The sequence below is a fragment of the Bacillus sp. JJ1562 genome, from assembly GCF_036962705.1.
Classification (GTDB): domain Bacteria; phylum Bacillota; class Bacilli; order Bacillales; family Bacillaceae_L; genus Ferdinandcohnia.
This window is the reverse complement of sequence record NZ_JBALOQ010000004.1, coordinates 1-14,175: the sequence shown is the minus strand read 5'-3', so window position 1 is coordinate 14,175 and position 14,175 is coordinate 1. Positions and strand designations below refer to the sequence as shown.

Genomic DNA, 14,175 nt, shown 5'->3' with positions numbered 1-14,175 from the left:
GTATGATTATAGTATAAAGTCATGGCGGGGGGATACAAAATGGCAATAATTATACAGGAACTAAATAACGAGATTCCTCACATAGAGTCAGTTAATGAAAGCATCGATCAATTTTTATCTGAAGAAAATTCAAATAAATTTAAAAGCATTATGCGTATTCGAAAAGTAGAAGCAGGAACTCACCTTTTTTGGGATGGTGAGGAAGCAGAAAAAATGTACTATATGATCTCCGGAAGAGTGAAGCTCCGTGCGTCATCAGGAAGTGGGAAGGACTTCTTGTTATCTATTAAAGAAAAAGGAAGTTTAATTGGAGAATTTGGCGGCTTCGCTGAAAAACTATACTATAATTATCGTGCAGATGTGGAAGAAGATACTGAGGTCGGTATTATCCATATCAATGATTTAAAAAAATTATTATACCAATTCGGCAATTTTGCAGTAGAGTTCATGGGTTGGATTGGCTGGACACAACGCATCATGCAAAACAAATTATACGATTTCTTGTTCCTTAATAAACAAGGTGCACTTGCATCGACATTGATCAAACTAACAACAACACATGGTGTCAAATGTAAGGATGGAATCCTCATCACAATCGAGTTAACGAACAAGGATTTAGGTGATTTCATCGGCACCACTCGTGAAAGCGTCAATCGCCTTTTAAACGGCTGGAAACGCGAAGGAATCGTCGAAATGTATGACCATAAAATTGTAATTTACCGAATTGAACGTTTATATGAGATTAGCGAATTTTCGGGTGGTGTGCATTAGAGACACGGTTTTCGTGTTCCATCATAGAAGAAGGTGACCAAAATGTGGTCACCTTCTTTGTTTTTTATTGGAGAACAATCAGTATAATGCTTTTTAAAGAGCGATTTGGTCGTCAATTTGTAGGATGCTATTTAGGAAAAAGAGACTAAACAAATCGAATTGGAATAAACTTAATTTATGGGGTTGCTCTATAAGTTTTTGAAACTTATGGAACAACCCCATTTTAATTACTGAAATATTGGAGCCACATAAGGCATTGTTTTGGCTAATATCCAAACTAAGAATAGTACAACAGGAGCATGGAAAATCAATTGCAACATAGAATACCCAGCGAGATCTTTTGCTTTGACGCCTAAGACACCCAATAAAGGTAACATAAAGAACGGATTGATCATGTTAGGAAGCGCTTCGGATGCATTGTAAACTTGGACAATCCAGGCCATACTCACATTTAATTCTTTTGCAGCTACGAGCAAGTATGGTGCTTCCACGATCCACTTTCCACCGCCTGAAGGAAGGAAGAGTCCTAGAATTGCTGAATAGACTCCCGAGACAAGTGGAAATGTATTTTCAGTTGAAATTGAAAGAAAGAATTTTACTAATACATCATTCAGTCCGGAATTCATTAAGATTCCGAAGATCCCTGCATAAAGAGGGAATTGAATGAGCACGCCACCAATAGCTGGTACTGAATTAGAGACGGAGTTCAAGAAATTTCTAGGTGTCCAATGTAATAGTAATCCGATCATTAATAGCATAAAATTATAATTATTAAGATTAAGTGCAGCGATTGGTCCTGTATTTGAAATTACATTAATAATATAAATTAATCCGATAGCAACTAATAAGAGATTTAAGATTGGGCTATATTCTAACCATTCTCCTGGTCTTTGAGCTTTCTTCTTTTCCTCGAGAGTTCCGATTCTACCATAATCAATCCCAGCCATTTCAGCAGTCTTCGCTTTTTCTTTATTCGGTGCAGACACAAAAGCTATCCAAACAGACAAAGCGATAAGTACAACAATCATCACTAAATTTTGCCATGTGAAAATAGTTTCTGACATAGGAATCGTACCACTAATTTCATACAAATCGGGAGGGATGGAAGCTTTCGTTGCCATTAACAAGGCTGCTGAGGATGATAATCCCAATGCCCAAACACTTCCAAGTCCAAGAAACCCTGCAGCGCCCATTGCCCGGTAGTCTACCCCTTTTACTCGACTGCTAATTTCCTTAATTAGGATTCCACTAAACACCAAGCTAAAACCCCAGCTTATGAGAGAGGTAAACATGGAAAAAAAGGCTACAAAAGCTACTGCGCTTTTTCCTGTTTTAGGTATCTCTGCAAGCTTTGCAATTAGTTTATGAACCGGTTTAGAAGAAGCTACAACGTAACCTGTAATAATGATAAAGGCCATTTGCATTGTGAAAGGAATAAGATCCCAATAGTGAGTTCCGAAGTCGACGCCGATTTCAACAGGTGTCCTTCCCATGAATAAAGCAATAATAGCAATTATAACAACAGCAACCGCAGCAAAAATATAGGCATCTGGGAACCACTTTTCACTCCAATTTGCTAGAGAATAACCCATGCGGGCTAACAGTCCTTCTTGTTCTTTATTTACTAACTTTTTTTCTTCATTTACTTTTTTTATCTCCATATGACACACGCCTTCCATAAAAGATGATTATTTTTTTATAAACTAGATAATAATTTTCATAGTATGAATGCAATTTCAACATTTTTCCCGGAAACATCCAGTTTGCTAGATCACCATTTTCAAAGACTACCATGCCACCAAATACTATTACGAATACATGAAATCGCTTCCAAATTGAAATTCAATACCTTGCTCACATCATAACCTCCACATGCTGTTTATTATGTAAGAGTTTACATTTTGTTTGAATATATGTAAAATTCATAATTGGAATACATTTTATTCTTATTATGAATAATAGAGAGATTTTTTACATCGTAGTGTTGAGCTAATTGGTGAGAAAAAGAAATGCACTAAAAGGAAAATTAAGTAAAATAAATACCAAGAATGAGAACACTCGACATTCTTGTTCAAGATTGTGTTGTAGCTCCCAAGAGAAAGAATAAGAGTTAAGTTTTTACTTTTTATCGAGAAAAATAAAACTTTGTAAATTTAGTGGGACAGATCTTTTGTTCTACCAAATTTTTCTGGGGCAGTGAACCTGTCCCTCTGTCTCACTCATAGAAGAAGGTGACCAAAATGTGGTCATCTTCTTTTCTATTTTATAAGAGATCAAATGTTTTTTGTGCTTTTTACAGAACTTTTTGATCGTTAATTTTTAAGTTGTTCTTTTTAGATGTTTTTTATTGTTCATTATTTAGCATTATTTTGTTCTTAATAAAAGATAATGAGATAGAGTGAGAAAAAGAGAGATAAATAGAGAATGATGGTCATAATATAGAAAAAATGACCAATTTTATTTGTTTTTAATACAGGTCGTTCGATATAAAATATAGTTGATTTCAATATTAAGAACGAAACGAACCAAAACAACTTTTTGGAGGAAAAGAAGTGATTAAAACCTAGTAGGAAGATAATAGAGATGCGGACCAAACATTATTTTGGTCCCGATTTTGAAAATGAGCTACCGGAAAAGGAACACAAGGAACCTCAGTTACGTCTAATTAACGGTATAATGACAAGCTAAAATCAGCTGTTGATAAGAAAATGGCGAGTCGACTCTATTTTCGAGGATTTTACTGGCGGGTGTCTTTGCGGTACTAGGAATTTATTATCCATCCGTACTCATGGGACCATTAATAATTTACCTGATTCAAAATGTATTGTGCCGATTTTTAATTAAAAAGGGTGTGTGAATTAGGATGCGAATATTTTCAATAGTAGAAAACGATAAAATGATAGAAATATTTGAATTAAGTTTGGAGGATAGCGAGTTTCAGGTTGAGTGGCTTGCACACGAGGCAAAGCTTTACGAAAAGCTTCGAATGTACAAGGAGTCACTTGTCTTTTTGCCTCAATCCTATGTGTACAATATTTATCAAGTGGGTTCGTTTATATCAAATCATCTCCCTGAAGGTAAGGTCGTGTTAGTCTTCAACTCTGAAGAGGGATTTGATCCGAGTCAAGCGGGAAAGCATGAGGTGTTATTCCTTGAATCTGATCCTGATGACCTTCAACACACAATACATTCAATCATACACTCTTATAAAGAAAATCTCAGATCAAAAGTCCATAAATAATAAATAAGCGCATGGCTTCAGTAACCAATCCCTGAATCCATGCGCATATTTTATTTATATCATTGCTTTTACACGAGTTTTCGTCTTTGCGTTTTTTTGCCAAAGAATTGTTATGAATAAAGTGACCATTAGAAGTAAAAGTCCTAACACAAATGGATAGACGATCTGGACGTCATATAATAAACCAGCAAGTGTTGGTCCTAATATATTACCAATGCTCATGTATGCGTTGTTCATCCCCATTGCAAATCCTTGTTCATTACCTGCAAGCTTCGAAATCAATGTGTTTAACACCGGACGTAGGATGGAAGTTGCAAGGAAGATGAGTAGTGAAATTCCAAAAAATAGTTCGAAACTGTTCGCAAATAATGAAAGAAGGAATCCGAGTGCAGCAACTGAAATAAAAATGTTTAAGATTTTTCCTTCTCCAAAGCGTGTTACCATACGATCGACAACAAATAATTGAACAATCACACTTACAAGTCCAGTTGATGTGATCATCATTGCGATTTGTTGCGGTGTTGCATTGTATTGGTTATCAACAAAAAGACCAATGACCGATTCAAAATTCATTAAACCGAAGCTCATTACAAGTGTAATAACCAATGGAATGAAAAATGGCATTCGTACTGAGCGTACTAGCTTTTTCGCCATTGATTCATCATCAACAGGCATGAAGCCTTCTACTTTTTGTTGACTTTCCTTGAGAACTGCAAAGGAGAAAATCACCGATACAAGGGAAACCAATGCTGAAATTAAAAAGGGAACTTTCAACCCATAGTCAGCTAAAAATCCACCAATCCCAGGTCCCACAACAATTCCAAGAGACATAGCAGCTGATATATAACTATTGCCTTTTGCACGTTGTTCGATCGTTGTGATATCTGCTACATAGGCAAATATTGCTGGAATGAGAAGCGCAGCACCTATCCCACCTACGATTCGAGAAGCATACAGCAACCAAATTGAATCCACAAAATAAAAAATAAACATGGAAAGTGTCAAACCTGTTAGTCCGTAGATAATCATTTTTCTACGACCAAATTGATCCGTCCACTTTCCAGCTATTGGTGAAAAAATAAATTGTGCTCCTGCAAAAATGGCGATCATGAGACCGGCGGCTTTTCCACCCTCATTAATCGATTCAAGATAAGCAGGTAAAATGGGAATAATAATTCCAAAACTCCCGATTGCAATAAACATATTGATCATCAAAATGATCATTTTTTTTCGTTGGTCTGCCGTCATCGATGCACCTCTTTTTATCTATTAGTTAATTCATTAAACTTCAATCCTATTATTCAAGAACTATACTAAGTTATTACATCTTAAAGCATTTGTCAAAGAGAATTAGTACCAATCATTCGACAAAATTTTGAGAAACAAGCATATTGGGGAAATGGGTTATAATATTAAGAAAAAACGAGGTAGTTCTGATGAATAGTTTTAATAAATATAATTTAAGTGATGAAATTGTAAAAGCACTTTCTGGTCTGCGTTATACAACCCCAACTGAGATTCAAGCGAAGGTCATTCCTGTTGCACTAAAGCAAGAAGACATTGTTGGAAAATCGCAAACTGGAAGTGGTAAGACTGCAGCGTTTGCGATTCCAATTTGTGAATTGGTTGAATGGGAGGAAAACAAGCCACAAGCTTTGATTTTAACTCCGACGAGAGAACTTGCTGCACAGGTGAAGGATGATGTTATCAGTATCGGTCGCTTTAAGCGAATAAAAGCGACCGCCATATTTGGGAAGCAATCTTATGAACGACAAAAGCTAGAGCTGAAGCAAAAGACGCATGTTGTTGTCGGAACACCAGGGAGGGTACTGGACCATATTCAAAAAGGTACCCTTTATGTGGATAATCTAAAATTTTTAGTGATCGATGAAGCGGATGAAATGTTGAATATGGGTTTTATCGAGCAGGTAGAGGCTATTATCAAAGCACTGCCGGATGATCGAGTTACAATGTTATTTTCGGCAACCTTACCGGAGGATATCGAAAATCTTTCGGTAAAATATATGAAGTCAGCAACGTATATTGATGTAGAAAATGTTTCTAAAGCAAACATTAATCATTTTTTGTTACATACGGAAGAAGAAGACAAGCTCTCCCTTTTAAAGGCTATTACGATTGTTGAAAATCCGGATAGTTGTATCATTTTCTGCAGGACACAGCAGGGTGTGGACGATTTGTATCGAAAGCTGGAAAAAGCTAATTATTCCTGTGACAAGCTCCATGGCAGTATGGTTCAGGAAGATCGATTCGCCGTTATGGATGATTTTAAAAAAGGAAAATTCCGTTATCTAGTGGCTACCGATATTGCGGCACGGGGGATAGATGTTGAAGATATCTCTCTTGTCATCAGTTTCGACATACCTCAGGACAAAGAGCGGTATGTTCACCGAATCGGTAGAACAGGTCGCGCAGGTAAAACAGGGAAAGCAATTACACTTGCAACATCGAGAGAAGAGGATTTAATAAAAGAAATTGAAGACTACATTGGAGAGGAAATTAGGATGGTCGAATCTCCTAGTAATGACGAGGTTGCTCGTGCAAAAATGGCATTTGTAGAAAAAATGAACACTATGCCACGTCCTAAACATGATAAAGCAGAGCAAGTAAACAAAAATATTTTAAAGCTTTACTTTAATGGCGGAAAGAAAAAGAAGCTGCGAGTGGTCGACTTTGTTGGTACGATTGCGAAAATACCCGGGGTAACGGCAGAGGATATTGGAATCATCACTATCCAGGAGAACGCAACATATATAGATATCCTAAACGGAAAAGGCCAGCTTGTTTTAGCAGCGATGAAACATACAACCGTAAAAGGCAAACAGCTAAAAGTGCATATTGCTAGATAGGATGGAGATTCCGCGTCCCACTTAGTTTTGTTGATGGGACAGTGTACCTGACCCTCTGACCCGCAAACAGGAATTTTCCAGTATTTGTAGAATTAGATATTTAAGAAATTCCATTTTTAGAGAGGGTGGATTGTGTGGGTATATTTTCGAAGAAGCCTGATTATGAGATTCCTTCTAGTGGGTTACAATCCGTTGAAACGATTATTCTTGGGGGCATTAAGCAAACTATTTTAATTCAAGCAGTTGATGTCTCAAAACCAGTTCTCTTGTTTATTCATGGCGGCCCTTCTATGCCACTGCCAGGTGTTTCTTCCAAGGGTCGCGACTATACGATTGTGACAAATACGAAGGAACTGGTGAAAAACTTTGTTGTAGTATTCTGGGACCAGAGGGGGACAGGTAAATCTTATCATAAGGAAATTCCACAAGATTCTATGACGATTGAACAATTTATTTCGGACGCCAATGAATTAACAGACTACTTGCGAGAACGATTTAAGCAAGATAAAATTTTCTTAGCCGCTCATTCTTGGGGTACAACCATTGGTTTAAATCTCGCATCCATGTATTCTGAAAAATTTTATTCGTATATTGGATTTTCCCAAATAATTAGCTGGACGGAAAATGATCGACTAGCTTTGAATTGGCTAAAAAAAGAAGCGAAAAGGCGTGGAAAAAAGAAAGCAATTGTTGAATTAGAAAATGTAGGCGAACCCCCTTACATAGAAAGTTTTGACCAATGGAGTCTAATTCGAAAGTGGCAGCGTATTTTTAATACATTGGTCTATCAAACTGAAAATGCACCTGGGCTTATTGGGCTCACAATGGATATGGTGAGATCCGATGAGTATTCGCTTAAGGATGTGTATCATACATATTATAAAGGTTTCAAGCTTATTTACTCACAAAGTTTCATAGAGGAGCTGGCAACGAATAATTTTATGGAATCAGTACCTAAGCTTCCTTTACCAGTTACTTTTATCCATGGAAGACATGATTTTCATGTGAATGGAAGTTTAGTAGAGGAGTTTGTTAATCGGCTTGAAGCACCAAAAGGGAAACGCATGATTTGGTTAGAGAAATCAGCCCATGCTTTTCATCCAGACGATACAAAATTAATAGAAGAACATTTAATAAAAGAGTTGCGTCAATCGGAAATATAGTGGTTGAAGGGAGTTTTTATGGATTTTGTTGAAGTTGCGGTATTAGTTTTTATATGGGGAATATTTGGATTCAACCTAATTAAGAAATACAAAAAGTCTAAAAAAGATAACAGGAATCGGCTTTTGGAACAACTTAAGGACTTCGATTTTTGGGTAGATGGTTTGAGAAATATAGGAATACTTCTTTTTATTACTGGAATGATTGCGGGTATTTCTGTAGTTAAGCATATCGGTGCCTATTTATTAGTAGCGGGTTGGCTATTAGGAAGCATCGTATTATTGGAGAAAAATAAGAAAAGAGGGGCTGCGGGAATAGTGGTGGCGATTCTTTTCGGGTTAGTCTATTATCTAATATGGTTTTAAAGAGATGGAGCATCCTGTGGGATGCTCTATTTCTTTTCGTAAAGCCTGGGAACATAGACGTGCAGGCAGGAATACTCATAAAAGGAGCAAGATATTGTTATAATGGGAATAACTAAGATGAACGATGAAGGAGAGGACGGGTATGACGAAGTCGAATGTAGATGAATATCTTCAACAGGGGATACATGGAACGAAGGAAATAAAGCCAGAAGAGCGTAAAAAATTTCTCGGAACCATTAGAGAACGGGTCGAATTTGCACTTACGCAGACGCAGGTCAGAGAGAATAAGGTATATCAGGAGATACAAGATGCTTGTAAAAAGAGCAACAAAGTACATATGTACTTGAATGGCCATCTGGATTATTCCTCTTTATCTAAATATGTAAAGCTAGCGGGTGCAAATCACATTGAGTACACCATTGTCACGAACAAAGACTATAATTCAGACCTTGGACTCGTACTCGCATTTGATCATGCGATTGATAAGGAAGACATCTATATTAGTAATAAAGTAAAACAAGTTCTGCCACAACAAAAAAAGGCAGAAAAAAAAGGACTCTTCTCTCTTTTTAAAAAGACATTTAAAAAGTAGGGAAGAGTCCCTTTTTGTGGGTTACAGGTTCCGCGTCCCACTGTCCATTAATGGTTGTGGAATTTTTTGCGAATCATGATCATCATAAATCCGAGTATAAATGCGCAAACTCCGTTAAACCACACGAGCTTCATATTTGTTCCCCAATGTATAACGGTTTGACCTATCAATGTGATAAGAAAAATGACCAGTAATACGAATAGCCATTTAGACTGCATTGTTTTCATTGCCGATCCTCCATTTTAAAGAACCTAGATCCACCTTTTTTCTTTGGCGACGGTAACTGCTTCAGTGCGGTTTTTTACGCCAAGTTTATTAATGATCTCAGAAATATAATTTCGGACAGTTCCAGGTGATAAAAATAATTGTGAAGAAATTTCTTTTGAGGTTTTTCCTTCTGAAGCCAATCGAAGTACGTCCTGTTCACGCTCCGTTAACGGATTGTCTTCTTTCATGCTTCCGAAAATCAGTTCTGGTGCAAATTCACGTTTTCCTTTCATGACACTACGAATCGACTCGGCAAGCTCATCCACTGAGCCATCTTTTAACATATACCCATGTACGCCAATTTTAACTGCTTGTTCAAAATAACCAGGGCGAGCAAAGGTAGTTAAAATGATGATTTTACAAGTAGAAAAACGTTTTTTTGCTTCTGCGGCTACTTCAAGACCACTCATATAAGGCATTTCGATATCCATTAAACAAACATCTGGCTTAAGGGTGAGGATCAACTTCAATGCTTCTTTGCCATTCGATGCCTCCCCTACAATTTCAATATCCTCTTCAAAATCTAGTAAAGAGCCCAAAGCTCCTCTAAGCATCCCTTGATCCTCGGCAATCATTACTCTAATCAAGAGCCAACACCAGCCTTTTTCTCTTTAGCGATAATTGGAATCGTAATAATTAGTTTTGTTCCATTTTCCGAAATGACTTTGACAAAACCGTCGATTAAACGTAACCTTTCATTGATTCCTTTTAACCCGTTACCGTCTCCATCCTTTTCATCAAGTCCTTTACCGTTGTCATAGATGGATAGTTCGATTTCACCAGGATTATTCAAGAGCAGGACGGCACAGTCTTTTGCTTCACTATGTTTGATGACATTTGTAATGCCTTCCTTAAGGCATAAGCTAAGGATATTTTGAGTAAGCAATGGAATATCCTCAAGCTTTGAGTCTCCGTCGAATGTAAACGAAATACCCGCAGCCCGTAAAATGGTCTCCGTTTCTATGAGTTCTTCCGCGATCGTAACAGCCCTCATGTCAGATACTAATTCTCTTACTTGTCTCAGCGCAGAGCGGGAGGTTCGTTCAATTTCTTTTGTTTCAAACTTTGCTTTTTCAAGATCCTTACTAATCAGTTTATGAACCAGCTGACTTTTTAAAGTAATCATAGATAGTGTGTGTCCTAACGTATCATGAAGGTCTCTCGCAATCCTCATTCGTTCTTCTCGCTTCACGAGCTCCTCAATTTGTTCGTTCGCTTCTTCAAGCTTTTTTTCTAACTCCATTCGGCTATTCATTGAGCGAATACCAAATGGGGAAACGAGCATAATTATCATAAAAATTGCATAAAAGTAAATCGTCTCCATAATCAAAGTATCCCACTTAACAAGCAGTGGAATGATAATCGCAAGTCCAAACAATCCCAACGCACGATAAAATGACAGCTTACTCCTATACCACCCAATAAAATGGGCTGAAAAAAATCCTAAAAATATATTATAAAGATTATAAGAGATTGCAAGAATTAAAACTATAATAATTTGCACAACAAACCAAAATGTGTAGGAATTTTTATCAAATGAGTTATAGAGTTGCCGATAGGTTACGAGAAACAATAGTAGCAGCCCGATCCCAGCAATTTGTTTCCATCCATGCTCAATTGTAACGTAGTATGCTGGCATGGCAAGATAAATCAAAAAAACATAGGGAAAAAATCCATACCTTGCAGGAAAGACCCTAAACTCCTTTAACTTTTGCAGCATTCAGCTTACCACCGCCGCTTCCTGTTTTCTTCTTGTATACCCTGATATTACCATGAATAAGAAGAGATACCCAATCAAAAGTGTAAAATTAAGCCAATCTGGATAACCACCCCGTACAATTTCCCATGCACCGCTGCCGAAATGGTAAGAGGGTAGCCATTTTCCAATAGATTGTATGAAGTTTGGCATTATTTCTATCGGCATCCACATACCACCACTGATGGCGAGAACCATATAAATCATATTAGAAACACCTGCAGCTGTATCCACTCTTTTCATTGTTCCAACAAGTGTTCCTAATGCAAGAAATGGCAATGAACCAAATAAAATCCATAAACCAGACATGATCCACTCAAATGCAGAGAGGGAAACTCCATTAATAAGTGCACCAGCTACAAAAATAACGATGATTGAAAAAATATGAATCACAGTCTGACCAATCATTTTTGCAGCAAAATACGCTTGATCAGACAATGGAGTAATTCTCATAAACATGGACCAACCTTGTTTTCGTTCCTCAACTAGTCGGATGCCAAGTGTCATAATCGCAGAGCCCATCACGCTAAACGTTGTCATTGACATTAAATAATGTGCTTTCCACAATTGTTGATCGTCCATTCCTGAATTAAAAATTCTCGTAAAAACAAAGTAAAAAGCAATTGGCATGAACAATGACCAAAATACATAATAGGGATTTCTGAAAATCCTCAAAGTCTCGAACTTACACTGCATGAAAAAACTATTCAATTTACATAGCCTCCCTATTTTCTACTAATTGTTCAAATGCATCCTCGAGGCGACCTCGTTCAATTTCGATATTTTGGACAGGAAGCTTTAGGTTATATAAGGATGCTAAAACTTCATCAGTATTGTCCGTTAATACAAAAATTCGTCCATCCTTTTCATAGACATCGGTCACAGAAGGAATGGTTTTTATTTCTTCAAAGTTTAGAGCGGAAATTAAAGTAAAAGAAACAGATTGCTTTAACAATCTAGCTTTAATATTTTTAGGGGTTCCGTCACTAATAATTTTTCCTTCATGAAAAAGGATCACTCTTCCCGCAACATCATCAGCTTCCTGTAAATAATGGGTTGTAAAAATGATCGTTTTCCCACGATTTTTTAATTCGTTAATCGTATTCCAGAAAAGTTTTCTTGCGGTCACGTCCATGCCAACTGTCGGCTCATCAAAGAAAAGGACATCGGGATTACCTGCCATTGCGAGCGCAAAGCCAAGGCGTCGTTTTTGACCACCTGAAAGTTTATTTGCACGTTTTTGTAATTCATCCTTCGTAAATCCAGTGAATGCAACTAGCTCCTCGTAGGATAAAGGATGGGGATAATAGCTCCTGAAAAGCTGAATAATTTCTCGCACCTTCAAGGCGTCAATTACACTAACCTCTTGTAGCAAAGCACCGATTTTTTCACGGGTTGATTTTTCCTTTGGTGATTGTCCGAATAACTTTACACTTCCATCTGTTGGATCTAATAGCCCCAACATCATCATCATTGTTGTCGTCTTTCCAGCACCATTTGGTCCCAAAATGGCAACAACCTCGCCCTTTTCAATTGAAAAAGAAATCTGATTCACAGCAGTTTTGTTTTTAAATAACTTACTAACCTGTCTTAACTCAATAATCGGTTCCATAAAAACACCTCCACCATCATTGTAAAACGACGCAACAATCTCGATTAGTGGATAATGTCATTAACTTAAATGACAATTGTCATCTAGGTAGCAGCATCTGGCTCCGACTATCATTTTTCCACACAATGTTCACAGATACTAAAAACATGGTTCAGCTTTTTAGAGGCTGGCAGGTTGTCTGGTTATATGAAGATGATGCTGCTGAAATCGGAATTAAAGATAATGACTGGATTGAATTATATAACCGCATCGGTGCCGTTGTCGCAAGGGCTGTTTTAACTTACAACGGCAAGGAAATTGTGGATTATATCCCAATGCTGTTCGAGCTTTTAGCACATGCACCAGAGGGCGAAAACTTTGAACGGTTATACCGGCGCTTAGCCTTTGCGGTCGATCGAATTCATAAGAACCTTATCGATTCGAATCCATACAACGGGATTTTAGACTTATTAATGATGTTTGTCTTTGAAGCACCAGAAGCAGAAGAAATCACATTGCTAGAAAATCAGCGTGAGGAAGCAGATTTAGAGGAGCTACCATATCCGATGCTTTATAAATAAAATGTTCATAACTTTGTGGATAATGTGGGCAATGTGGATAAAAGCGATGGTTATCTGTGGATAACGTGGATATTGTGGAAAAAAATATTCAGTAAACTTTCAACACTATCCACAAAAGCATCCACAGGTTGTGGAAAACAAATGTTCTTATGTGGATAAGTGTAATGTTTGCGTCATCAATTTGAAAGGAGGTAAATGGATGGAATTACATTTCTGGTGGACAGCATACCCTTATATATGTATAGCAATCCTTGTTGTAGGGACATTTTATCGGTTTGTGTTCCGGGGGAAAAGCTGGACAGCACCATCAACGGAAATCTTTGAAAAAAAGTGGCTGCGCTATGCATCGGTCATCTTCCATTACGGGATCATTTTTGCCTTTTTCGGTCATGTGATGGGGATGTTGATTCCGCTTGAGTTTTACAATGCAATCGGAGTTAACGACCACACGTATCACTTATTTGCAATAGTTGGCGGTGGGGTTGCCGGACTGATGGTTGTCCTCGGTTTAATTTTATTTTTGATCCGAAAGTTTGTAATTGAACGTGTCCATGTCCATACGTCAGCGGGTAGTTATTTTACGATTATCCTATTACTCCTAGTAGCTGGTTTAGGTACATATGACAATTGTCTACAACACGACCGTTGCAGCCTATGAATACAGGATTTCAATTGGGCCATGGTTTCGAAGCTTATTCACACTTAATCCACAGCCTGAATTAATGCTCGGGGTTCCAACCCTGTTTAAAATGCATGTTATCCTGTCGTTTCTGTTATTTGCATCGATTCCATTTACAAAGCTCGTACATATGTTCAGTTTTCCATTACGCTACCCAACAAGAGCACCGCAGCAATACCGCTCGCGTGATGGATGCTCGAAAAACACACGTCAAAACTAAGGGGAGGGCAGCCTCCTTTTTTTTTAGTTCGAAAAAATGTATTCATTCGTACTGACAATTTATGTTTTCAGTGAACTGAGTCCG

At 37.6% G+C, this 14,175-nt stretch carries 14 protein-coding genes and 1 pseudogene; 8 read left to right on the top strand and 7 right to left on the bottom strand.

The window, feature by feature from the left end; all coding sequences use genetic code 11:
• Nucleotides 1-39: 39 nt before the first annotated feature.
• Nucleotides 40-771 (top strand): Crp/Fnr family transcriptional regulator, encoded by a 732-nt coding sequence (locus V7097_RS02755; protein WP_335702061.1) that lies wholly within the window; start codon nucleotides 40-42, stop codon nucleotides 769-771.
• Nucleotides 772-998: 227 nt separating this feature from the next.
• On the opposite strand, the gene V7097_RS02750 is transcribed toward V7097_RS02755, so the two are convergent.
• On the bottom strand, nucleotides 999-2,432 hold the full coding sequence (locus V7097_RS02750; RefSeq protein ID WP_335702060.1) for a short-chain fatty acid transporter: 1,434 nt from the start codon (nucleotides 2,430-2,432) through the stop codon (nucleotides 999-1,001).
• Nucleotides 2,433-3,634: 1,202 nt separating this feature from the next.
• Between V7097_RS02750 and V7097_RS02745 the strand changes: the two genes are divergently transcribed.
• Complete coding sequence (locus tag V7097_RS02745; RefSeq protein WP_335702059.1) at nucleotides 3,635-4,012, top strand: hypothetical protein; 378 nt, start codon at nucleotides 3,635-3,637, stop codon at nucleotides 4,010-4,012.
• A 54-nt stretch (nucleotides 4,013-4,066) separates the two neighbouring features.
• Here V7097_RS02745 and V7097_RS02740 read toward each other — a convergent pair whose 3' ends face one another.
• Nucleotides 4,067-5,260, bottom strand: a complete 1,194-nt coding sequence (locus tag V7097_RS02740) for an MFS transporter (protein ID WP_335702058.1) — start codon at nucleotides 5,258-5,260, stop codon at nucleotides 4,067-4,069.
• 188 nt (nucleotides 5,261-5,448) lie between these two features.
• On the opposite strand from V7097_RS02740, the gene V7097_RS02735 reads away from it, so the two are divergent.
• From V7097_RS02735 to V7097_RS02720, 4 genes are all read left to right on the top strand, one after another.
• A complete protein-coding gene (locus V7097_RS02735; RefSeq protein ID WP_335702057.1) occupies nucleotides 5,449-6,879 on the top strand; it encodes a DEAD/DEAH box helicase in 1,431 nt (476 codons plus the stop codon).
• Between the two features lie 134 nt (nucleotides 6,880-7,013).
• Nucleotides 7,014-8,042, top strand: coding sequence for an alpha/beta hydrolase (locus tag V7097_RS02730; protein WP_335702056.1), 1,029 nt, complete (start codon nucleotides 7,014-7,016; stop codon nucleotides 8,040-8,042).
• 18 nt (nucleotides 8,043-8,060) lie between these two features.
• Nucleotides 8,061-8,405: a hypothetical protein gene (locus V7097_RS02725; RefSeq protein WP_335702055.1), complete on the top strand. Its 345-nt coding sequence runs from the start codon at nucleotides 8,061-8,063 to the stop codon at nucleotides 8,403-8,405.
• Nucleotides 8,406-8,547: 142 nt separating this feature from the next.
• Nucleotides 8,548-8,997 (top strand): YueI family protein, encoded by a 450-nt coding sequence (locus V7097_RS02720; protein WP_335702054.1) that lies wholly within the window; start codon nucleotides 8,548-8,550, stop codon nucleotides 8,995-8,997.
• A 47-nt stretch (nucleotides 8,998-9,044) separates the two neighbouring features.
• On the opposite strand, the gene V7097_RS02715 is transcribed toward V7097_RS02720, so the two are convergent.
• Genes V7097_RS02715 through V7097_RS02695 form a run of 5 tightly spaced genes read right to left on the bottom strand, consistent with a single transcriptional unit; the run spans nucleotide 9,045 to nucleotide 12,632 of the window.
• Nucleotides 9,045-9,224, bottom strand: coding sequence for a hypothetical protein (locus V7097_RS02715; protein ID WP_335702053.1), 180 nt, complete (start codon nucleotides 9,222-9,224; stop codon nucleotides 9,045-9,047).
• 24 nt (nucleotides 9,225-9,248) lie between these two features.
• Nucleotides 9,249-9,851, bottom strand: a complete 603-nt coding sequence (locus tag V7097_RS02710; RefSeq protein ID WP_335702052.1) for a response regulator transcription factor — start codon at nucleotides 9,849-9,851, stop codon at nucleotides 9,249-9,251.
• Nucleotides 9,848-10,984, bottom strand: coding sequence for a sensor histidine kinase (locus V7097_RS02705; RefSeq protein ID WP_335702051.1), 1,137 nt, complete (start codon nucleotides 10,982-10,984; stop codon nucleotides 9,848-9,850). The genes V7097_RS02710 and V7097_RS02705 overlap by 4 nt, the downstream gene beginning before the upstream one ends.
• The gene (locus V7097_RS02700) at nucleotides 10,985-11,731 is read right to left on the bottom strand and encodes an ABC transporter permease (protein WP_438824185.1); all 747 of its coding nucleotides are present in this window, start codon (nucleotides 11,729-11,731) and stop codon (nucleotides 10,985-10,987) included. It lies immediately after the preceding gene.
• Between the two features lies 1 nt (nucleotide 11,732).
• Nucleotides 11,733-12,632 (bottom strand): ABC transporter ATP-binding protein, encoded by a 900-nt coding sequence (locus V7097_RS02695; RefSeq protein ID WP_335702050.1) that lies wholly within the window; start codon nucleotides 12,630-12,632, stop codon nucleotides 11,733-11,735.
• Nucleotides 12,633-12,679: 47 nt separating this feature from the next.
• On the opposite strand from V7097_RS02695, the gene V7097_RS02690 reads away from it, so the two are divergent.
• A complete protein-coding gene (locus V7097_RS02690) occupies nucleotides 12,680-13,192 on the top strand; it encodes a molybdopterin dinucleotide binding domain-containing protein (RefSeq protein WP_335702049.1) in 513 nt (170 codons plus the stop codon).
• 199 nt (nucleotides 13,193-13,391) lie between these two features.
• Nucleotides 13,392-14,091: pseudogene (gene narI, locus V7097_RS02685) on the top strand (respiratory nitrate reductase subunit gamma).
• Nucleotides 14,092-14,175 lie beyond the last annotated feature (84 nt).

Bases quoted from the DNA above. Each gene is read 5' to 3' on its own strand.
- V7097_RS02725 (WP_335702055.1), top strand. From the start codon at position 8,061: ATGGATTTTGTTGAAGTTGCGGTATTAGTTTTTATATGGGGAATATTT.
- V7097_RS02735 (WP_335702057.1), top strand. From the start codon at position 5,449: ATGAATAGTTTTAATAAATATAATTTAAGTGATGAAATTGTAAAAGCA.
- V7097_RS02695 (WP_335702050.1), bottom strand. From the start codon at position 12,632: ATGGAACCGATTATTGAGTTAAGACAGGTTAGTAAGTTATTTAAAAAC.
- V7097_RS02750 (WP_335702060.1), bottom strand. From the start codon at position 2,432: ATGGAGATAAAAAAAGTAAATGAAGAAAAAAAGTTAGTAAATAAAGAA.
- V7097_RS02740 (WP_335702058.1), bottom strand. From the start codon at position 5,260: ATGACGGCAGACCAACGAAAAAAAATGATCATTTTGATGATCAATATG.
- V7097_RS02755 (WP_335702061.1), top strand. From the start codon at position 40: ATGGCAATAATTATACAGGAACTAAATAACGAGATTCCTCACATAGAG.
- V7097_RS02720 (WP_335702054.1), top strand. From the start codon at position 8,548: ATGACGAAGTCGAATGTAGATGAATATCTTCAACAGGGGATACATGGA.
- V7097_RS02745 (WP_335702059.1), top strand. From the start codon at position 3,635: ATGCGAATATTTTCAATAGTAGAAAACGATAAAATGATAGAAATATTT.
- V7097_RS02705 (WP_335702051.1), bottom strand. From the start codon at position 10,984: ATGCTGCAAAAGTTAAAGGAGTTTAGGGTCTTTCCTGCAAGGTATGGA.
- V7097_RS02715 (WP_335702053.1), bottom strand. From the start codon at position 9,224: ATGAAAACAATGCAGTCTAAATGGCTATTCGTATTACTGGTCATTTTT.